Origin of the sequence: Pollutimonas nitritireducens (assembly GCF_002849615.1) — a bacterium.
Taxonomy (GTDB): Bacteria; Pseudomonadota; Gammaproteobacteria; order Burkholderiales; family Burkholderiaceae_B; genus Pollutimonas; species Pollutimonas nitritireducens.
In genome coordinates, this window is the sequence record NZ_PDNV01000003.1 from 12409 (window position 1) to 32892 (window position 20484).

Annotated in this window: 20 protein-coding genes; 13 read left to right on the forward strand and 7 right to left on the reverse strand. The window is 57.3% G+C overall.

Going from position 1 to position 20484, the window contains the following annotated elements; genetic code table 11:
- Positions 1–5: 5 nt before the first annotated feature.
- Positions 6–413: a DoxX family protein gene (locus CR155_RS04520; protein ID WP_102068818.1), complete on the reverse strand. Its 408-nt coding sequence runs from the start codon at positions 411–413 to the stop codon at positions 6–8.
- 118 nt (positions 414–531) lie between these two features.
- On the opposite strand from CR155_RS04520, the gene CR155_RS04525 reads away from it, so the two are divergent.
- Together CR155_RS04525 and pyrE are read left to right on the forward strand one after the other, a co-directional pair.
- Positions 532–1422, forward strand: coding sequence for a LysR family transcriptional regulator (locus tag CR155_RS04525; protein ID WP_102068819.1), 891 nt, complete (start codon positions 532–534; stop codon positions 1420–1422).
- Between the two features lie 34 nt (positions 1423–1456).
- Entirely contained in the window at positions 1457–2128 is a 672-nt protein-coding gene (pyrE, locus tag CR155_RS04530) for an orotate phosphoribosyltransferase (RefSeq protein ID WP_102068820.1), read from the forward strand.
- Positions 2129–2177: 49 nt separating this feature from the next.
- On the opposite strand, the gene gatB is transcribed toward pyrE, so the two are convergent.
- Genes gatB through gatC form a run of 3 tightly spaced genes read right to left on the reverse strand, consistent with a single transcriptional unit; the run spans position 2178 to position 5476 of the window.
- A complete protein-coding gene (gatB, locus tag CR155_RS04535; RefSeq protein ID WP_102068821.1) occupies positions 2178–3632 on the reverse strand; it encodes an Asp-tRNA(Asn)/Glu-tRNA(Gln) amidotransferase subunit GatB in 1455 nt (484 codons plus the stop codon).
- The gene (gene gatA, locus CR155_RS04540; protein ID WP_102068822.1) at positions 3632–5164 is read right to left on the reverse strand and encodes an Asp-tRNA(Asn)/Glu-tRNA(Gln) amidotransferase subunit GatA; all 1533 of its coding nucleotides are present in this window, start codon (positions 5162–5164) and stop codon (positions 3632–3634) included. Before gatA ends, gatB begins: the two co-directional genes overlap by 1 nt.
- Before the next feature lie 3 nt (positions 5165–5167).
- Positions 5168–5476: an Asp-tRNA(Asn)/Glu-tRNA(Gln) amidotransferase subunit GatC gene (gene gatC / locus CR155_RS04545; protein WP_102068823.1), complete on the reverse strand. Its 309-nt coding sequence runs from the start codon at positions 5474–5476 to the stop codon at positions 5168–5170.
- Positions 5477–5701: 225 nt separating this feature from the next.
- On the opposite strand from gatC, the gene CR155_RS04550 reads away from it, so the two are divergent.
- The 5 genes from CR155_RS04550 to rodA all read left to right on the forward strand — a co-directional run bounded on the left by CR155_RS04550 (position 5702) and on the right by rodA (position 11481).
- Positions 5702–6745, forward strand: coding sequence for a rod shape-determining protein (locus tag CR155_RS04550; RefSeq protein ID WP_102068824.1), 1044 nt, complete (start codon positions 5702–5704; stop codon positions 6743–6745).
- A 70-nt stretch (positions 6746–6815) separates the two neighbouring features.
- Positions 6816–7706 (forward strand): rod shape-determining protein MreC, encoded by an 891-nt coding sequence (gene mreC / locus CR155_RS04555; protein ID WP_102068825.1) that lies wholly within the window; start codon positions 6816–6818, stop codon positions 7704–7706.
- Positions 7684–8262 carry a rod shape-determining protein MreD gene (mreD, locus tag CR155_RS04560; RefSeq protein WP_102068826.1) on the forward strand — a complete coding sequence of 193 codons (579 nt, stop codon included), beginning with the start codon at positions 7684–7686 and terminating at the stop codon, positions 8260–8262. The genes mreC and mreD overlap by 23 nt, the downstream gene beginning before the upstream one ends.
- 25 nt (positions 8263–8287) lie before the next feature.
- Complete coding sequence (gene mrdA / locus CR155_RS04565; RefSeq protein WP_102068827.1) at positions 8288–10348, forward strand: penicillin-binding protein 2; 2061 nt, start codon at positions 8288–8290, stop codon at positions 10346–10348.
- A complete protein-coding gene (rodA, locus tag CR155_RS04570) occupies positions 10345–11481 on the forward strand; it encodes a rod shape-determining protein RodA (RefSeq protein WP_102068828.1) in 1137 nt (378 codons plus the stop codon). The genes mrdA and rodA overlap by 4 nt, the downstream gene beginning before the upstream one ends.
- Here rodA and mutY read toward each other — a convergent pair.
- Genes mutY through CR155_RS04585 form a run of 3 tightly spaced genes read right to left on the reverse strand, consistent with a single transcriptional unit; the run spans position 11453 to position 14147 of the window.
- Positions 11453–12571 (reverse strand): A/G-specific adenine glycosylase, encoded by a 1119-nt coding sequence (mutY, locus tag CR155_RS04575; protein ID WP_102068829.1) that lies wholly within the window; start codon positions 12569–12571, stop codon positions 11453–11455. The two genes, rodA and mutY, sit on opposite strands and share 29 nt — an antisense overlap.
- Positions 12571–13479, reverse strand: a complete 909-nt coding sequence (locus tag CR155_RS04580; RefSeq protein WP_102068830.1) for a cell division protein FtsX — start codon at positions 13477–13479, stop codon at positions 12571–12573. The genes mutY and CR155_RS04580 overlap by 1 nt, the downstream gene beginning before the upstream one ends.
- On the reverse strand, positions 13476–14147 hold the full coding sequence (locus CR155_RS04585; protein ID WP_102068831.1) for a cell division ATP-binding protein FtsE: 672 nt from the start codon (positions 14145–14147) through the stop codon (positions 13476–13478). Before CR155_RS04585 ends, CR155_RS04580 begins: the two co-directional genes overlap by 4 nt.
- 137 nt (positions 14148–14284) lie before the next feature.
- Between CR155_RS04585 and CR155_RS04590 the strand changes: the two genes are divergently transcribed.
- The 6 genes from CR155_RS04590 to CR155_RS04615 all read left to right on the forward strand — a co-directional run bounded on the left by CR155_RS04590 (position 14285) and on the right by CR155_RS04615 (position 20447).
- Complete coding sequence (locus tag CR155_RS04590) at positions 14285–15301, forward strand: amino acid ABC transporter substrate-binding protein (protein ID WP_102068832.1); 1017 nt, start codon at positions 14285–14287, stop codon at positions 15299–15301.
- Between the two features lie 89 nt (positions 15302–15390).
- Positions 15391–16575 carry an amino acid ABC transporter permease gene (locus CR155_RS04595; RefSeq protein ID WP_102068833.1) on the forward strand — a complete coding sequence of 395 codons (1185 nt, stop codon included), beginning with the start codon at positions 15391–15393 and terminating at the stop codon, positions 16573–16575.
- Positions 16576–17673, forward strand: a complete 1098-nt coding sequence (locus tag CR155_RS04600; RefSeq protein WP_102068834.1) for an amino acid ABC transporter permease — start codon at positions 16576–16578, stop codon at positions 17671–17673. It begins immediately after the preceding gene.
- A gap of 54 nt (positions 17674–17727) precedes the next feature.
- Positions 17728–18468 (forward strand): amino acid ABC transporter ATP-binding protein, encoded by a 741-nt coding sequence (locus CR155_RS04605; RefSeq protein ID WP_102068835.1) that lies wholly within the window; start codon positions 17728–17730, stop codon positions 18466–18468.
- Positions 18469–18578: 110 nt separating this feature from the next.
- Positions 18579–19568: a Bug family tripartite tricarboxylate transporter substrate binding protein gene (locus tag CR155_RS04610; protein WP_233213909.1), complete on the forward strand. Its 990-nt coding sequence runs from the start codon at positions 18579–18581 to the stop codon at positions 19566–19568.
- Between the two features lie 216 nt (positions 19569–19784).
- Positions 19785–20447 carry a YiaD family glycine zipper/OmpA-like lipoprotein gene (locus CR155_RS04615; RefSeq protein WP_102068837.1) on the forward strand — a complete coding sequence of 221 codons (663 nt, stop codon included), beginning with the start codon at positions 19785–19787 and terminating at the stop codon, positions 20445–20447.
- Positions 20448–20484: the final 37 nt, after the last annotated feature.

Here is a 20484-nt window from a genome sequence, read left to right on the forward strand (position 1 = left end):
CCGGATTAATGCGAATTTCTGCGCATGGCGTCTATGCTCCATGGACCTGCACCGGCAACGGCGATGTATAGGAAGATGAAACTGAACAAGACAGCTGCCTCGCCGCCATTCATAGCGGGAAAAAACAAATTGCCATTCGTGGCGACATGGCCAATGAAGTAGGCGGCTGCCGTAAAGCCGGATGCAATAAATGCAGCGCCGCGAGTGAACAGTCCGATGATCAACAGTACGCCTGCGATCAACTCAATCAGTCCTGCAACACCCATCATCGAGAATATCTGCAGGTTGTCAATGGCCGGCCCGGGAAAGCCAAAGAACTTGGAAGTGCCGTGCCATAGCAGGCAATAACCGCTGACTATGCGCAGAATACTAAGTACGCGAGGGGTCCAGATTGTGCAAGAATTGGTCGTCATAATGGTCCAGTAAGTATGTTGGTGAGTACGTCAATGATCTATCGCAACAAAGTTTAATAGAATAGCAAAAAGAAATATACGCAGGATTTATTAACGATTCATTTCCATATGGGAAACAATGGACACCTTGCTGAGCCTTAGGGTATTTTGTGAAATAGCGGATGCCGGCAGCTTTGTGGGCGCGGCTGACCGGCTTTCGCTTTCCGCGCCTATGGTCAGCAAGCATCTGGCTCATTTGGAACGCGAGCTCGGTGTGCGCTTGCTCAATCGTACGAGCCGCCGCGTCAGCCTGACCGAGGCTGGCTCCCTGTACTTAGAGCAATGCCGCAGCGCATTGGAAATGCTGGAACTTGCTGCGGCCACGATAGGCAGCAGCGTGGAGGCGCCGCGGGGCAATCTGAAAATCACCGCGCCCGTGTGGTTTGCGAATCCACGTGTGGTGGGTGTGCTTGCTGCCTATCAGAAACGGTATCCAGACGTCATACTTGATTTGCGGTTTTCCAATCGTAAAGTGGATTTGGCTGCCGAAGGGTATGACCTGGCATTGCGTGTCACGCGGGATCCATCACCGCATCTGATAGTACGCAAGATTTGTGCAATCCATTTTTATCTGGTGGCTACGCCGGGCTATTTCGATAGCTTCGGCGTGCCGGAGACCATCTCCGCCCTTGCCAACTACGGAGGTATCCTGCCCAGTTATTTGGGTTCGGAAGGCTTCGAGTTTGACGGCCCTAAGGGGAAAGTGTTGATTCGGTTGAATCCGGTGATGAGGTCTGACGACTCCACGTATTCGTACCATGCTGTTCGCGCGGGCGTCGGCATCGGGTATATGCCGGGCTGGTTGGTGGACGATGACTTGGCGGCGGGGCACCTGATTCAGGTGCTGCCGCAATATCACCAGGCTCCCCGCGAACTGTACGCCACGTACACCAGCCGCAAATACCTTACGCCTAAGGTGCGGACTTTCATCGATTTCGTCACCGAAGCACTGGGCGATCCCCGGTTATGACCGATAATATCGGTTTTCCGATATCCGCAAGATTATGATCCAACCTTCTTATCGCACTGATTTTGTGCGTTTTTCCCTGGAACAAGGCGTTTTGAAGTTTGGCCAATTCAAAGTCAAGTCAGGACGAATAAGCCCCTATTTCTTCAATGCCGGATTGTTCAATACAGGCCTTTCCGTGGGCAGCCTTGCCCAGTTCTACGCGCAGGCCCTCGTAGCGTCGGATGTCGGTTTCGACATGCTGTTTGGCCCCGCTTATAAAGGGATACCGTTGGCGACCGCAACTGCCGTGGCGCTGGCCAATCATCCCGGAATGGGCGGGCGCGACGTACCCTTTGCGTTCAATCGCAAAGAGGTGAAGGATCACGGCGAAGGCGGAATCCTGGTAGGAGCACCCTTGCAAGGCAAGGTCGTGATCATCGACGATGTCATCACAGCCGGCACGTCCGTGCGGGAATCGGTGGAAATCATTCGTAAGGCAGGCGCGCAGCCTGCCGCTGTGCTGATTGCGTTGGATCGCATGGAGCGCGCGGGTCCTGACGATGCCTTGTCGGCACACTCGGCGGTACAGGACGTGGCGCGCACCTATGGGATTCCGGTGGTCAGCATCGCCTCATTGACCGATATCATGGCACTATTGGAAAACGATAGCCGCCTTGCCGAACACCGCGACGCGGTAACAGCATACAGGGCCCGGTACGGCGTTTAAGCAAGAGGATGCGCCAGGCGGCCTGATGGCCCAAAACCTGGCGTCATTTTTACCTCAGCTTTTCCTTGAGCATGTCATTGACCTGCTGCGGGTTGGCTTTGCCCTTGGCTGCTTTCATGACCTGTCCGACCAGGGAGTTGAAGGCTTTTTGCTTGCCGGCCCGGTACTCTTCAACGGTGGCTGGATTCGCTGCCAGAACGTCATCGATCATCGTCCCGATGGCGCCACTGTCGCTGATTTGCTTCAGTCCCCGGGCTTCGATGATCGCGTCTGGATCGCCGCCGTTTTCGCCCGACCACATAGCGGCGAAGACATCGCGCGCCATTTTGTTTGAAATGGTGCCATCTGCAATGCGCGCAAGCAGCGCCGCCATCGCGGCGGGCTTAATGTGGCTTTGATCGATGTCGATCTCATCGCGGTTGAGGGCTGCGGAGAGTTCTCCGAGTACCCAGTTGGCGGCGAGCTTGGCTTGACCGTCTGGCAGCTTGCCTGCCAACTCTTCGAAATAGGTCGCGCTGGCCCGGCTTGTGGTGAGCTGGGCGGCGTCGTATGAACTGAGACCCAGCTCCTGTTCAAAACGTAGACGCTTCTGGGCAGGAAGCTCTGGCATGGCGTCCCTGACACGGGCTATCCAATCGGGTGCAATCACCAATGGTGGCAGATCGGGGTCCGGGAAATAGCGGTAGTCGTGAGCGTCTTCCTTGCTTCGCATACTGCGTGTTTCGTCACGCTCGGAGTCGTACAGGCGGGTCTCTTGCACCACCTTGCCGCCATCTTCGATAAGTTCGATCTGGCGGCGGACTTCATACTGAATGGCCCGTTCCAGGAAACGGAAGGAGTTGACGTTCTTGACTTCGCTGCGCGTTCCCAGTTCGTTCTGGCCTTTCGGACGCACCGATACGTTGGCGTCAATGCGGAACGAGCCTTCTTGCATGTTGCCGTCGCAAATGCCCAGCCAGACCACCAGGCCATGGAGCGCGCGAGCGTAGGCCACGGCCTCGGCGGCCGAGCGCATTTCGGGTTCGGAGACGATCTCGAGGAGCGGCGTGCCGGCCCTGTTCAGATCGATGCCGGTGGACGACTCACCATGGGGGCCCGTGAAATTCTCGTGCAGCGATTTTCCCGCATCTTCTTCAAGATGGGCGCGCGTCAGATTGACGGTTTTCTCTTCTTCACCGACAAAGAAACTGATCGTCCCGCCTTGCACCACCGGAATCTCGAACTGACTGATTTGGTAATTCTTAGGAAGATCGGGATAGAAATAATTCTTGCGGGCAAATATTGAGCGGGGTTCGATGTTTGCACCGACTGCAAGGCCGAACTGGATCGCGCGTTCGACGGCGCCTTTGTTCATGACCGGCAGACTGCCCGGCAGCGCCATATCGACTTCATTGGCCTGAGTGTTGGGAGCCGCCCCGAATTCGGTGGTGCTGTTAGAAAAAATCTTGGATTGGGTGGAAAGCTGCGTATGCGTTTCCAGCCCGATGACGATTTCCCATTCCATTATGCTTGTCCTGGTTTGCGTTGGTGCCAGTCGGTAACTTGCTGGAAGCGGTCGGCAATGGCCAGAAGCTGACCTTCCCTGAAATAGTTGCCGATAATTTGCAGCCCGATCGGCAGGGGGCGTTGTGGGCTGCCGAAGCCGCAGGGAATGGACATGGCCGGCAGGCCGGCCAGGCTGACGCCCAGAGTGTAGACATCGGCCAGCCAGTCTGCGGTGGGATCTTCCTTGTTGTCGCCGATATGCCGAGCTACGCTCGGAGTCACCGGCCCCATGATGACGTCGCAGTGATCGGCGAAGGCCTGCTGGAAATCATTGGCGATCATGCGGCGCACCCGTTGTGCCTGCAGATAATAGGCGTCGTAATAGCCATGGGACAGTACATAGGTGCCAACCATGATCCGGCGCAGAACTTCGGGCCCGAAGCCTTCAGTGCGCGAGCGGCTGGTCATCTCGGCCAGGTCGCGGTATTGCTCTGCACGGTGGCCATAGCGAACCCCGTCGTAGCGTGACAGATTGCTTGACGCCTCGGCAGGCGCGATGACGTAATAGGTGGGTATGGATAATGCCGTGCGCGGCAGCGATATGCTGACGCGGCGGGCCCCGAGGGACTCAAAGGTCTTGACTGCCGCTTCCACTGCGGCTGCCACGTCCGCTGCCAGGCCACCATTCAAGAACTCCGTGGGCACGCCTATGCGCAAGCCTTTCAGAGGTTGGTCGCCAGCGGCCTGTTGGTCGTTCACGACCGCGTCGAAGTCGCCGCGGATGCGTCCCGGCTCGTTGGCCGCGCCGTCACAGATTTCGAGGCTGGTCGAATCACGCGGATCGAACCCGCTCATGGTGTCAAGCAGATCGAGCAGGTCTCTGGCATGGCGAGCGATAGGGCCGGCCTGGTCCAGGCTGGATCCGTAGGCAATCATGCCGTAGCGGGAAATCGTACCGTATGTGGGCTTGATGCCGCTCACACCGCACAAGGCCGCCGGTTGACGCACCGACCCGCCCGTGTCGGTGCCGGTGGCAGCCATGACCAGGCTTGCGGCGACCGCCGCTGCCGAACCGCCTGACGAGCCGCCTGGAACGGCTGTGGCGTCCCAGGGATTCCTGACGACACCGAATGCCGAGTTTTCGTTGCCGGAACCCATGGCGAATTCATCGCAATTCAGTTTGCCCAGCGAGACTGCGCCGGCAGCCTGAAGCTTGCTTACGACGGTTGCATCGAACGGGCTGACATAGGTCGCCAGCATCTTGCTGGCAGCCGTAGTACGCCAATGTTGCGTGACGAATACGTCTTTGTGGGCGATGGGTATGCCGGTAAGGGCGGTGCTTTTTCCTGTCGCAAGCAGCCTGTCAGCCGTATCGGCCTGCGCAAGGGTCAGATCACGATCCAGGTGTAGAAATGCATTCAGATCGCTACGACGTTGAGCGGCATCGAGCGCGCTAATAGCCAGTTCGCGAGCACTCAGCTTGCGCGCCTGCAAGGCGCTGCGCAAGGACGCAATACTATCGAATTCGGAGTGCAGAGGTGTACTTGACATTTTTTACTCGATTACCGTAGGCACCAGGAACAGGCCGTCTTCTTCCGCTGGCGAATTCACCATCAGTGCCTGACGCTGGGCGAGCGTATTGGTTGGCGCTGCGACGTCGGGACGCAGGCGCAACATAATATCCTGGTGTGCGGATAGGGGGTGCGCCATGGGTACGACATCGGTGGTGTCGACCGCCTGCAATTGTTCGATCAAGCCTAGCATTTCGTCCAGATCGGCCTGGGCATGTGCAACGTCGTTTGGTGAAAGCTGGATACGTGCCAGCCGCGCTATACGCGCTACATCTTGCTGAGTAATTGACATGAATTTCTTAATGAGAGAGCCGGCGCCGGAATGATTGTATTAACTTGCAACAGCTACGGAGACCGACTGGTTACAGAACATAATATGCTGTTATTCGACCTTAACGAGGGTCAATTATAAGTTATCATTGTCGGTTTAATTCGTTGGCCAACTTATGGCATTTCGCATCCGCGGAACAAACGTGCGAATTATCTGTTTTTTCAATCTTGATTTCACTGAGCGCCCATGTTCGGATTCCTGCGTAGTTACTTTTCCACCGATATGGCGATCGATCTCGGTACTGCCAATACGTTAATTTATGTTCGCGGCAAGGGCATTGTGCTTGACGAGCCTTCGGTCGTCGCCATTCGCCACGAAGGCGGACCCAACGGTAAGAAAATCATCCAGGCAGTGGGTCGTGAAGCCAAACAGATGCTGGGCCGCGTCCCGGGCAATATCGAGGCGATTCGTCCGATGAAAGACGGCGTAATCGCCGATTTCACTGTGACCGAGCAAATGCTCAAGCAGTTCATACGCATGGTGCACCCACGCAGCATGTTTGCGCCCAGTCCGCGTATCATCGTTTGCGTTCCCTGCGGCTCTACGCAGGTCGAGCGGCGGGCTATCCGTGAGTCGGCGCTGGGCGCCGGAGCCAGCCAGGTGTACCTCATTGAAGAACCCATGGCAGCGGCCATTGGTGCAGGCCTGGGTGTGTCCGACGCCAGCGGTTCCATGGTGGTTGATATTGGCGGTGGCACCACGGAAGTGGCCATTATCTCGTTAGGTGGCATGGTCTATAAGGGTTCGGTCCGCGTAGGCGGCGACAAATTCGACGAATCCATCATCAATTACATTCGTCGCAACTACGGCATGCTCATCGGCGAACCCACGGCCGAGCTCATCAAGAAGGAAATCGGATCTGCATTTCCTGGTTCTGAAATCCGGGAAATCGAAGTCAAGGGACGCAATCTGTCCGAAGGCGTGCCACGCAGTTTCACGGTCTCTTCAAACGAGATCCTCGAGTCCCTCACTGACCCGCTCAATCAGATTGTTTCCGCGGTCAAGACGGCCCTGGAACAGACGCCGCCGGAACTGGGCGCCGACATCACCGACAAGGGTATTGCCCTGACCGGGGGCGGGGCGCTATTGCGCGACCTCGATCGTCTGCTCCAGGAAGAGACCGGCTTACCGGTGGTAGTGGCTGATGACCCCCTCACCTGCGTCGTGCGCGGCTGCGGTGAGGCGCTCGAGCACCTTGAGCGGCTGGGCACGGTTTTCATTTACGACTAAGCTCGTACAGTAAAGATCCCTGTGCCTCTTGGTGTGCGCTGGGCAGATCAAGGCGCTTTGCGATTATCCCATGCAAGAAAATAGCACGATCAGGCTATTCAAACGCGGTCCTACCGCGGAGTTGCGCCTGTTTGTGTTTGTGGTCCTTTCCCTGAGCCTGCTGATTGTCGATGTGCGCTGGCGGGTCCTGGATCCGGCCCGGCAAGCCATTTCGGTGGTCCTGTATCCCTTTCAACGCATCATGATGGCGCCGCGCGATGCGATAGAGCATATAAGCAGCTGGAGCGACGCGGCGGCATTGGCCCGAACAGAGAGGGAAGCCTTGCAACGCCAGCGCATCGAACTGGCCCAGATCTCCACCCACGCTGCACAACTGGCGACTGAAAATGAGCAATTGCGCCGCCTGCTCAATGTCGCCGATACGGTCACCCAGCCATCCGTCGCGGTCGAGGTATTCTACGAGCCCCCTAACGCTTTCTCGCACCATCTGGTTTTCAACAAAGGCTCGGCCAGCGGCATACGGCCTGGCATGCCCGTAATCGATGAAGGCGGTATCGTCGGACAGATCGTGCGTGTTACGCCTTTCACATCAGAAGCGGCGTTGCTCACTGACGAGAAAGTGTCAATACCGGTACAGGTGTTGCGCAGCGGACTCCGGCTGATCGCATTTGGTGGCAATATCACCGGCAAGCTCGAAGTTCGATATCTGACTGCCGACGTCGACCTCGAGCCAGGCGATGTCCTGGTCACCAGTGGCATTGGGGGCCTGTTTCCCGCTGGTCTCTCGGTTGCAAAGGTGGATCACGTCAATCGCGACCCTGCTTCCGGTTTTGCCTTGGCCGTGGCCACGCCACTGTCCCATCCGGAAAGGCATCGTCATTTCCTGGTTCTGCGCGTCGATGTTTCGCCGTCCGAGCCTGTTCAAGAGAGGCCTCAGAATGGTTCGCAAGCCGACCGGTAGCGCCCCTGTAGCCGGGCAGCGGCGCTCGTCGTTGAGTTCGCTCGAGCCCATCGATGCCTCGCCGTTCAAGCGACCATCAAGTCCTCTTTTCGTCTGGTTCACGCTGTTGCTGATCTGGCTGGTTTCACTGTTACCGTGGCGAGTGTGGCAACCCGCGCCGGATCTGCTGTTGTTGGTGATCGTATTCTGGTGCCTTCATGAGCCCGGGCGGGTGAACATGCTTGCAGCCTTTTGCATAGGCCTGCTCATGGACGTGCACGATGGCGCCCTGCTCGGAGAGCAGGCTCTCACCTTCAGCGTAGCGGCCTATGGTTCACTGCTGCTCAGCCGCAGGTTGCAACGCTTCAACTCCATCGTCCAGGCCATACATATGCTTCCCGTTTTTGTGCTGTCTGAAGCGGTATCACGGGTGGCGCATTCCTGGCTTGCGGGTGAATGGGTGGGGTGGGACTGGTTGTGGTCGGCCTTATTCACCGCTATGCTTTGGCCCTTGGCGGATGTGTTGCTGCACATGCCACAGCGCCGTCTGGACGAGACCGAGTCAGGCTCGGCCTGAGTTGGCGGGACGGTAACCATTTCCTATGTTCGAGTTCAAGAAAACCACGCATAACCAGAAGCGGAAGATGTTTGTCCGGGTCTGCGTAGCTGGCGTGTTGGCAATACTTTGCTTCGGCGTGCTGGCCGGCCGGCTATGGCATTTGCAGGTCGTACGCTACGAGGGCCTGGCGGCACGTGCCGACCAGAATCGGATCGCTGTCGTTCCCATTCCTCCGCGACGTGGCGAAATTACGGATCGCAATGGGGTGATCCTGGCGAGGAACTATCGCGACTACACATTATCTGTCGTGCCCGCCAATGTCGAAGCCGATATGAAGACCATGCTCGATTCATTGGGGGAACTGGTCTATCTTAGCCCCACCGACAGGCGTCGATTCACGCAGCAGATGAATCAGACAGGGCGGTATACGCCGATATTGCTGCGCAATAACCTCAATGATACTGAAGCATCGTGGTTCGCCGCGCATGCGTACAAGTTTCCCGGCGTGGAACTCAGTGCCCGGTGGGTACGGGAGTACCCGCAAGGTGAATCGGCTGCTCATGTGTTGGGCTATGTGGGACGTATCTCCGAGAAAGACCTCGAAGAGCTGGAGAAAGCCGGCAAGCTGGGGAATTATCGTGGCAGCAACACAATAGGAAGAAAGGGCATAGAGAAGACCTGGGAAGAGACACTGCACGGTCGCACCGGAGTCGAGGAAGTGGAAGTCACCGCTAGCGGCCGACCGGTGCGTACGCTCAGCCGGGTCGACCCCGTGCCGGGATCGAACCTGGTGTTGTCCATCGACATCGAACTTCAGAAGGTGGCAGAGAAACAATTCGAGGGTCGCCGCGGTGCGCTGGTGGCTATCGAGCCGGCGACCGGGGACGTATTGGCCTTCGTCTCGGCACCTTCTTTCGATCCTAATCTGTTCATCGACGGCATCGATGTCGAGAACTGGCGAAAACTGAACGAGTCGCCCGACCACCCCCTCATAAACAGGCCGTTGTACGGCACGTACCCGATCGGATCCACCTATAAACCGTTTGTAGGACTGGCGGCACTGGAACTGGGTAAACGTTCTGCCACGCAGCGCATACCGGATCCGGGCTACTTCGAATTTGGCGGTCAGCGTTTCCGGAATGCAGGCGGCGCGGCATACGGACCCACGGACATGCATCGCGCGATCGTCGTGTCGTCGGATACCTACTTTTTTTCACTGGGACCTGAAATCGGCGTGAACGCCTTGCACGACTTCAGCAAGCAGTTCGGCTTCGGCCAAATAACCGGGATCGACCTCGAGGGGGAGCGTCGCGGTGTGCTGCCCTCCACCGAATGGAAGCGCCAGGCGTATAAAAAGCCGGCCCAGCAACGCTGGTATGCCGGCGAAACGGTGTCTGTGACAGTGGGCCAAGGCTATAACTCCTTCACCTTGCTGCAATTGGCGCAGGCAACTGCAGTACTGGCCAATGACGGCGCTTACATGCAGCCTCATCTGGTGAGCCTGGTGTCCAGCCCTCAAAGCGGGAAGACGATACGAACAGTGACCCAGCCATCGTACACAATACCGCTCAAGCAAGAGAATCTTGCCGTGATACGCAATGCGATGGCGGACGTTATTCGCAAAGGTACAGGGCGCAGGGCATTTGCCGGTGCAACGTATCAGGCGGCCGGTAAAACAGGTACGGCGCAGGTTTACAGCTTGAAAGGCGCCAAGTACAGCGCGGATGTGCAAGAGCGCCTGCGGGACCACGCCTTATTCATGGCCTATGCGCCGGTCGAGAATCCGCAGGTTGCGGTCGCGCTGATCGTGGAGAACGGCGGCTGGGGCGCTACGGTGGCGGCACCGGTGGCACGCAAGGTATTTGATTATTGGTTGTCGCCAGAGCGTCTTGCCAGCGAACGGTACCCAGGTATTCCTGTGGAGCCACCGCTGGAACACAGTCCGGGAAGCGAAGAAGAAGGCGCCAGCGGCGAGTCGATGGATGCCATCCTGCGTCCCGAAGATATGCCCGACGTACCGCAGCACAGCGATCCAGCTGATATCGAAGTGACCACGCCGCCCGATACCCCCGCGGCGCCGATTCGATTGCAGGATGTTCGATGAAACGAATAGCGCAGTGGATATTCAAGGCCTTCAACGCATTCGATTGGCCCTTGCTGGCCCTGGTCATCCTGATGGCCGTACTCGGAATGACGGTAATGCATTCTGCTGTTGGAGGAACCGACTGGCGATTCTCAGATCAGTTGCGCAATTTCCTGATTGCCTTCCTATTTCTCTGGATCACTGCGCTGACTCCGCCCCCGATGCTGATGCGTCTGGCCCCCTACTTTTACGTCGTGGGCGTAGTGTTGTTGCTGGGTGTGGAATTCTTTGGCGAGACAAGTAAGGGTGCCACCCGTTGGCTGAACCTTGGCGTGGCGCGAATACAGCCGTCCGAGATGCTGAAAATTTCGGTGCCTTTGATGCTGGCCTGGTATTTTCACCGCAACCAGGGCAGTTTGAAGATAATTGATTTTTTTGTGGCGGGCGTGCTGCTGGCCATTCCGTTTTCACTCATCGTCATGCAGCCTGACCTTGGCACGGCGTTATTGGTATTCGTATCCGGCTTTTGCGTCATCTACTTTGGTGGTTTGTCCTTCAAATTGCTGGTTCCCATTGCGGCGCTGATGGTTACGGGCATAGGCGGCTTGATGTACTACGAAGACGTCATATGCCAGCCGGATGTGGATTGGGTGTTGTTGCATGAGTATCAGAAATACCGGGTCTGCACTTTGCTGGATCCCGGGTCAGATCCCCTGGGTAAAGGCTTCCACACGATACAGTCCATGATTGCCATCGGTTCAGGCGGTGTGTATGGAAAGGGTTACATGATGGGCACGCAGTCGCATCTGGACTTCATTCCCGAACGCACCACGGATTTCATCTTTGCCGTATATGCGGAGGAGTTCGGGCTGTATGGCGGCATCATGCTGCTGGTGTTGTATGGCTTGCTCATCGTACGCGGTCTGGCCATAGCCATGCGCGCCCATACACAGTTTGGGCGACTGCTGGCCGGAGCCATGTCCATGATGTTCTTTGTATACGTGTTCGTAAACGTCGGTATGGTCACCGGCATTCTTCCGGTCGTGGGTGTTCCGCTGCCGTTCATGAGCTATGGCGGTACCGCACTCCTTACCTTGGGAGTGGCTTGCGGGATACTGATGAGCATCAGCCGGTATCGGCCGGTGCGTCAGTAAATTCAGGCAGCGCCCTGTCATGTGGATTGAACAGGCCATCCAGAATTTTCCTTATGGGCGCGGGGAGTGCAGTGGATGGCAGGTCTTCGATGGCTATCCAGGCCTGGCCCTGGCCCGCTTCTGTCACCCGCAGGGTGTCGCATTGCAAATACCATGGTTCGATATGCAATTTGAAATGACTGAATACATGCAACAAGCCAGCCATTTTCTGCGCTGCGCCGGCCTGGCCAAAGTTGCGACAGGCCGCGTCGATTTCTGATGCATCGTCGTATCTGGGCAGACTCCACAGGCCTCCCCAGATGCCCGGCGAGACTTGCTTCTCCAGCAGAATCCTGTCATGCGATCGCACAACGAGCATCTTGCACGCCCGTTCGGGACTCGCTTTTCGTGGCTTGGGCGTGGGGAGTTGCTGCTGCACCCCATGTATATAGGCGTAGCAATTTGCCTTCAAGGGACACCGCGCGCAGTCAGGACGCCCACGTATGCAGCATTGCGAGCCAAGGTCCATCAGCCCTTGCGTGTAGGCCGCCATGTCCAGTGAGGCGGGCGCGGCCTCCACGGCGCTTTGCGCCGTATCCCACAGGAGCTTCTCGGTCTCACGTTGGCTGGTCACGCCGTAGATGCCGAAGTAACGGGTGAAGACACGCTTGACGTTTCCGTCCATGATGGCGCTGCGCGTGCCGTACGCGAACGCGGCAATGGCTGCCGCCGTCGAACGCCCTATGCCAGGCAGCGTGGCAATCTGTTCGGGGGTCGGAGGGAAACGACAATCCCAGTTGGTCGCCAGTTCCTGTGCGCAGCGATGCAGATTGCGGGCGCGGGCATAGTAGCCCAGGCCCGCCCAATAAGGCATTACGTCTTCCTGCTGCGCTTGCGCCAGTGTCGCGATATCGGGAAACCGGGACAGGAACCGCTCGTAATAGCCTATTACCGTGGCGACCTGGGTTTGCTGCAACATGATTTCCGAAAGCCATATCCGGTATGGGTCTTGTGTACCCTGCCATGGTAAATGGTGCCGACCGTGCTGCTTCTGCCAATACACCACCGTACAGGCCAGACTCGAAAGCGCTGGCGTTTTATTAAGACTCATCAGAATCGCGTATTGCGTGTTACGGACCAGCGTGCCGACAAGGCCGCCAATATGGCTATGAGCACGACCGCCAGCACCAGGCTCATGCTGTCGGGCAGGCTTAGTATCAATTGCGTGCCGTAGCTGTCAGCCAGCCGCGCCAGGGCCGCGTTAAGCGGCACCAGGGCCAGCGCGGAAAACAGGATTGCCATAATGCTGGAAATCACGCCCGTCAAAGCCCCCAGGTAAAGGAATGGGCGCCGCACGAACGATTCGGTCGCCCCTACCAGCCGCGCCACACCAATTTCCTCGCGCTGGGTAAGAGCCTGCATGCGTACTGTATTGAAAACGGTGGCGAGCACCACAAGTGCCACGCCCAGCGCCAGCAAGCCCAGTCCTATGCGCACAAAGCCAAGGATGGCTTCCAGGCGCCTGACCCATTCGCTGTCGAGTTGCACAGAATCGACGGCCTCCAGCTGGCGCCACTCACGGGCAAGCGCATTGGCCTGTTTAGCCAGGTCTGTGCTCTCGATAAGGGACACGACGATGGCGTGGGGCAACGGGTTGCTGGGCAGCACCGACAGCGCGTCCGCCCAAGCCGGATTGGCCTTCAGCGTTTTCAGCGCGTCTTCGCGTGCGACCACACGGACCGCCTGGATATCTTGCGGGTGTTCCTCGCGAAGCTGACGCGCCAGCTGGGTTGCTGTGTCTGGTGTGGCGCCGGGTCGCAAGAACAGGGTAACTTCAGGCGAAACCGGCAGTTGTTTGACGACGGGTTGTGCGGAAACCAGGACCGATGCCGCAATAATGGGAATGGCCAGTGTCAGGCTAATGACAAGGATGTTCGACAGGGATGAAAAGGGGTGGGACCAGAGGCGGCGCAAGGCCACCATGCAGGCATAGCGATGTTGTCGTAACCAGCGGCTCATGACTTTACCCCCGGTATATCGGTGAATCGTCCCGCGTCGATGCGTAGCGTGCGCGATGCATAGGCCGCCATGAGGGCGCCGTCATGCGAAGCGATCAATGTGGTCACACCCACGCGATTGAAATCGCGGAACACTTCCATGATGCGTCGCGCGCTTTCCTGGTCCAGGTTGGCGGTGGGCTCATCGGCGATAAGGATGGCCGGTCGATTGACAATGGCGCGTGCAATGGCCAGGCGCTGTTGCTCACCCCCCGACATTTCCACGGGATTGAGGTCTTCCTTGCCCGACAGACCGACCTTTTCCATGGCGGCGCGCGCTCGGGTACCCGCCAGGCGGGTTTCCAGTCCGGCTACTGCCAGGGGGAGCAGCACGTTATTGATTGCGTTCCGATCGTAGAGTAGATGTGTGTCTTGAAGAATGACACCCACGGCGCGACGCAGATAGGGTCGTGCCCGGGCCGGCATTTTATCGATGCGATGGCCATTGACATGCACTGTGCCACGACTGGGCGGTTCGAGACCGCCGATAAGCTTCAGCAATGTGGACTTGCCGGCACCGGACGGTCCGGACACGAAGACGAATTCGCCCGGTTCGATGCGGAAATTGATGTCCGCCAGAATATTTCGCCCACGTCCGTAAGATTTGAATACGTGCTGGAATTCGATCATGTTGGCACAACTTCGAGGTGTCGCAAGGGATATCCCCCATGTTTTAAATGGATACCAGCGGCTACCATTCGCACGCTAACGGCACATGCACAATTGTATGCCGTGTTGACCAATTCAAGATACCGAAAGGACGATCCATGAAACTATTTAAAGCCGCCGCGCTGGGTGCATCGCTGTTCCTTGCCGCCGCCACAGCAAGTGCGGGCGAAACCCTGGATGCGGTGAAAGCCAAAGGCTTTGTGCAATGCGGCGTGCATACCGGCCTTCCTGGTTTTTCGATCGCAAACAGCAAGGGCGAATGGACAGGCCTGGACGTCGATCTTTGCAAGGCCATTGCAGCGATGATGTTTGGCGACGCTACGAAATACAAGGCCGTGGCACAAACCACTCAACAACGTTTCACGGCCTTGCAGTCCGGTGAAATCGATGTACTGACGCGCAATACCACGGCAACAATGACCCGTGATACGACACTGGGCCTGATGACTCCCGGCGTGAACTATTACGACAGCCAGGGCATTATGGTCAAGACCAGCCTGGGCATCAAGAGTGCCAAAGAGCTCGGCGGTGCAGCCATCTGCGTCCAGCCCGGCACTACAACCGAGCTGAATCTTGCTGATTGGTTCCGATCCAACAAGCTGGAATTCAAGCCGGTTGTCATCAACAATCCTGATGAAGCCATGCGCTCATACGAAGCAGGCCGCTGCGATGCCTATACCACTGACAAGTCGGGCCTGGCCACGACGCGCACAACTCTCGCCAAACCAGACGACCATGTCATCCTGCCGGAAGATTTCTCCAAAGAACCGCTGGGCCCCATGGTTCGCCAGGGCGACGATCCCTGGTTCATGGTGGTGCGCTGGGCACTTAATACCATGCTCGAAGCCGAAGAGTACGGAATCAAGTCATCGAACGTCGACGAAATGCTCAAGAGCCCCAATCCGAACATCCAGCGCATTCTGGGTGTGACAGGGGAAATGGGCAAAGGCCTGGGCCTGGACCAGAAATGGGCGTATAACCTCATCAAGCAAGTAGGCAACTATGGCGAATCTTTCGAACGCAACCTTGGCAAAAGCTCGGCAATGAAGCTCGAGCGTGGCCTTAATGCGCAATGGCGTGATGGCGGTTTGATGTACGGCTGGCCGGTGCGCTAGGCTTGCCGTTTTCATAGAAGGGTCAGCGCCAGTGCCTGTCCTTCAAAGGGGGACTCCTGCGTCAGGAGTCCCCAAACGATTTTATCTTTATGACGAAAAACACATCCACGCCCAGGGCGCCGGCAAGGCGCCTCTCATGGAATGATCCCGCGACCCGGGCTCTCGTCTACCAGGCGCTGATATTGAGTCTAGTGGGTTTCGCGGTCTGGTACCTGGTCTCCAATACACTGCATAATCTGGCCGCCCGTAATATATCTACCGGATTCGGGTTCCTGCGTCAGGAAGCGGGATTCGCCATTGGTGAATCGGTCGTCGCTTATACACCGGCTGACACCTACGGTCGCGCAATCTGGGTGGGTTTGCTCAACACCTTGCGAATCTCGGTGATCGGGATTATTGCCGCCACGTTGTTTGGCACGCTGCTCGGAATTGCACGCCTGTCCAGAAACTGGCTCTTGTCGCGTGTCGCGAGCGCCTATATCGAGGTGATGCGCAATATTCCCTTGTTGCTTCAGCTCTTTTTCTGGTACGCCATCATCACTGAAAGCACGCCGGGGCCGCGCGAGGCGTTGAATCCATTGCCCGGTGTGTTTCTTTCCAATCGTGGACTCAAGCTGCCTTCGCTGCAAGGCGATGCGCTGGACTGGATTACCGCTGGCTTGGGAATGGCGATCATTGGCATTTTGCTGCTTGCGCATTGGGGCAGGAAACGCCAGGATGCAACCGGTAAAATCTTCCCCCTGGTGCGTGTTGGAGTGTTGCTGCTTTTCGCTTTGCCAGCGGCCGGCTGGTTGTTAAGCGGCGGCGCCCTCACGGTTGAGCTGCCTGAACTGAAAGGCTTCAACTTCACGGGAGGCATGTCGCTGTCTCCCGAATTCAGCGCATTGCTTGCCGGGCTCGTGATGTATACGTCTGCCTTTGTGGCCGAAGTCGTGCGCTCCGGCATCCAGTCGGTGAATCAAGGGCAGTGGGAAGCCGCCGGCGCTTTGGGGCTGTCACGGGCGCGGATGCTGCGTCTGGTCATCCTGCCTCAGGCCTTGCGGGTCATCGTACCGCCCATGACAAGTCAGTATCTGAACCTCACCAAGAATAGTTCGCTCGCCGTGGCTATCGGGTATCCCGATATCGTGTCCGTGGTGAATACCACGCTGAACCAGACCGGCCAGGCCATTGAAGGAATCCTGATCATCATGGCGGCCTACCTGACCGTGAGCCTATCGATCTCGATTTTCATGAACTGGTACAACAAGCGCATCGCGCTGGTGGAGCGTTAGATGAGTCTGAACACCTCCACGGCGCCCAGCCTGCCACCGCCGGCCGGCCATCAGGGCGTCATCGGATGGATGCGGGCCAGCCTGTTTTCCTCGCCATTGAACACGCTGCTGACTATCCTGGTCGCCTGGCTGCTGCTTATGGTCGTTCCCGCGATGGTCGAGTGGCTGTTCATCCGGGCCAATTTCAACGCAACGACGGCGCAGGAATGCCGGGAATCGGGTGGCGCTTGCTGGGCATTCATCGTCGAAAAGCATCGCCTGATACTTTTCGGCGTTTATCCCTACGATGAACAATGGCGTCCGCTGCTTGCCACCATCATCCTGATCAGCGTAATCGTCTGCAGCTGCCTGCGGTGGTTCTGGAGACCTTCGCTGCTACTTTTCTGGACGGTTGCGCTAAGTGCCGTCGCAGTCCTGATGTGGGGCGGCGTCTTTGGCCTGACCCACGTCGAGAACGATCGTTGGGGCGGACTGCCGCTCACGCTCATACTGGCCACCTTCGGAATTGCGTTCGCTTTTCCCCTGGGCTTGCTGCTTGCGCTGGGCCGGCGTTCAAACATGCCGGCAGTCAAGGCGCTGTGCGTCATCTATATTGAACTCATACGGGGCGTACCCCTTATCAGCTTGTTATTCATGTCGTCGGTCATGCTGCCTTTGTTTTTGCCTGAAGGTTTCAGCATCGACAAACTGCTCAGGGCACAGATTGCAATTATTCTATTCGCGGCCGCCTACATTGCCGAGACGGTGCGCGGCGGTCTGCAGGCCATACCAAAAGGGCAGTACGAAGGCGCCGATTCCATCGGGTTGAACTACTGGCAGCAAATGCGCAAGATCATCTTGCCGCAAGCGCTTAAAGTGGTGATACCGCCCCTGGTGGGCATCTTCATCTCGCTGTTCAAGGATACTTCTCTGGTCGTCATCATCGGTATTTTCGACCTGACCCAGGCGGCCAAGACAGCGGTAGCCGATGCGGCCTGGCGCGGTTTCAGCGCCGAAGCCTATCTATTCATCGCATTCATCTATTTTGTGTTCTGCTTTTCGATCTCCCGTTATAGCCAGTCGCTGGAAAAGCACTTGCAAACCGGACATCAGCGTTGACCAACATGCCGTGTGCACACATGCAGGCGCAGATTCAAACAAGGGAGTACAGACATGTCTGAGGCCATTATCCGCCTGGAGGATGTCAATAAGTGGTTTGGGCAGTTTCACGTTTTGCGCAACATTAACCTGAGTGTTGCCCAGGGTGAGCGGATTGTCATTTGCGGGCCTTCGGGGTCAGGCAAATCCACCATGATACGTTGCATTAATCGGCTGGAAGAACACCAACAAGGCCACATTTTCGTTGACGGCGTAGAGCTCACCAATGACTTGAAGCAGATCGAGGCGATCCGCCGCGACGTCGGCATGGTATTCCAGCACTTCAATCTATTCCCGCATCTCACCGTTCTCGAAAATCTCACCCTGGGGCCGATATGGGTGTTGAAGCAGTCGCGCGCTGACGCCGAGGCGACGGCCATGAAATACCTTGAGCGTGTCCGCATTCCTGACCAGGCCGCCAAATACCCCGGCCAGCTTTCCGGTGGCCAGCAGCAACGCGTGGCCATTGCCCGCTCGTTGTGCATGAGTCCAAAAATCATGCTATTCGATGAACCCACGTCGGCTTTAGATCCAGAAATGGTCAAGGAAGTGTTGGACGTGATGGTGGGACTGGCCGAGGAAAGTGGCATGACCATGCTTTGCGTTACGCATGAAATGGGCTTCGCACGCAAAGTGGCCGACCGTGTAATCTTCATGGATCAGGGCGAGATTATTGAAGAGAACACGCCGGACGCTTTCTTCGATAGCCCGAAAAACGAACGTACGCAGCTTTTCCTTAGTCAGATCCTGCATTGACCGCCTTTCGCCCAGGAGCGGCGATCCCGATTCGCAGAGTCGGCAATAATGGTGTAGGGTTATGTCTCAATAGTGTTTATAACAGAGTGTTACTAATTATGCTTTCTGCAATGAAAAAATGGCCGGCGACAGCCGCGGCGCTTGTCGCCTGCATTACTATTTCGGCGGTTCCAGCAACGGCCGTTGCCGAAGAATTTCCGTCCAAACCCATCACCTTCATCGTGCCTTACGCCGCAGGCGGTCCACTCGATAGCATGGCACGTCTGCTGGCTGAAAAAGTAAGGCCCGAGCTCGGTACCGTGATTGTTGAAAATCGTCCGGGTGCGGGCGGTAATATCGGAGCGAGTATTGCCGCCAAGGCAAAACCAGACGGTCATACCCTGGTCATGGGCGCGGTCGCCATCAACGCCATCAATCCATGGCTGTACGAAAAGTTGCCGTTCGATCCCGTCAAGAGTTTTGAGGCTGTGACGCTGGTCGCCTCGGTGCCGAATGTGCTGGTTCTGAATGGCGAATTCGCCAAGGCCAACAGCATCAACTCGGTCTCCGACCTGGTGGCCTATGCCAAAAAGAACCCAGACCAATTAAACTTTGCGTCGGGTGGAAACGGCAGTGCCGGACACCTGGCAGGCGAGTTGCTTAATGTGCGCTCCGGTATCAAGACTGTGCATGTACCCTATGCTGGCGCTGCGCCCGCCAAGCTGGCATTGCTGGGTGGGCAGGTGAATTTCATGTTCGATAACCTGGCTTCGGCCGCGTCACTCATCAAGGATGGCAAAGTCAAGGCTCTGGCCGTTACAACCGTGGAACGTTCCTCGGTGTTTGCCGATTTGCCGACCATGGAGCAGTCCGGCGTGGACAAGTTCGACCTCGGAACCTGGTTTGGCGTTTTCGCCACCGGCGGCACACCCAAACCCATCGTGGACAAGCTTAACGCTGCATATGTCAAGGCGCTGCAGGACCCAACGGTACGCCAGAACCTGCTGACCATGGGTTCCGATGCCAAACCGACCACACCCGAAGCGTTTGCCGAACTGGTCAGGAACGACCTGGCCAAATACAAAGACATCGTCAAGGCGTCGGGCGCCAAGTTGTTCTAAGCGTTTAAAACCCGCATTCCGTCAGGCCAGGTCCGTGTTTCACAGGTCTGGCCTTTTACTTGCTTTTGCCGGTCACGGCGCGCGCACGAAATGTTGTATCAATAAAACTAAAAATCAAGCGCACCGAATCAAAATGTAACACTTATACCTGGCGGCGCTTGCTAGGATTAGGGCCAGCAGTGATTTACGCTGCGTATCGGGGAAAAGGAGAATTACATGAAAGTATCTTTACGTGCTAGTCGAATTGCGTCATGCATCGGTGTCGTTGCCTTGATGGCCGGTTGTGCCAACATGGAAGGGATGGGAAAGGGCGGCAAGACTGCCATGGGAGCCGGTGCGGGCGCGGCCGTTGGGGCGGGCCTGGGTGCCTTGATCGGCGATAGCAGCAAATCCGCCGCAATTGGGGCAGGCATTGGCGCAGTGGCCGGCGGTATTGCCGGGTATAACTGGGCCGGCGTAAAGAACGATGTCGAGAAATCCGGCGCAAGCAGCCTGGGAGTCGATGTGACGGAAATGCCTGACGGCACCTTGCGCGTGAACATTCCCAGCAACGTATCGTTCGATACTGGCAAGTACACACTGAAGCCCGCATTATTGCCGGTACTCGACAGTGTGTCGCGTGCCCTGGTGCAGCATCCTGAATTGCGGGCCAAGTCCATAGGCTACACCGATAGCACGGGTTCGGATGCCACTAACCAGACGCTTTCGGTCAACCGTGCTCGTGCCGTCGCAAATTACCTAACGCAGCAGGGCGTGCCGACCAATTTCGTCACAGCGGAAGGGCGCGGATCCAGCAGCCCAGTGGCTGATAACAGCACAGCTGACGGGCGCGCCATGAACCGCCGTGTCGAATTGTTCCTGTACGCGATTCAAAAGTAACGAAAATCCGGGGCGCGCGAACATTGCGCTACGCGTG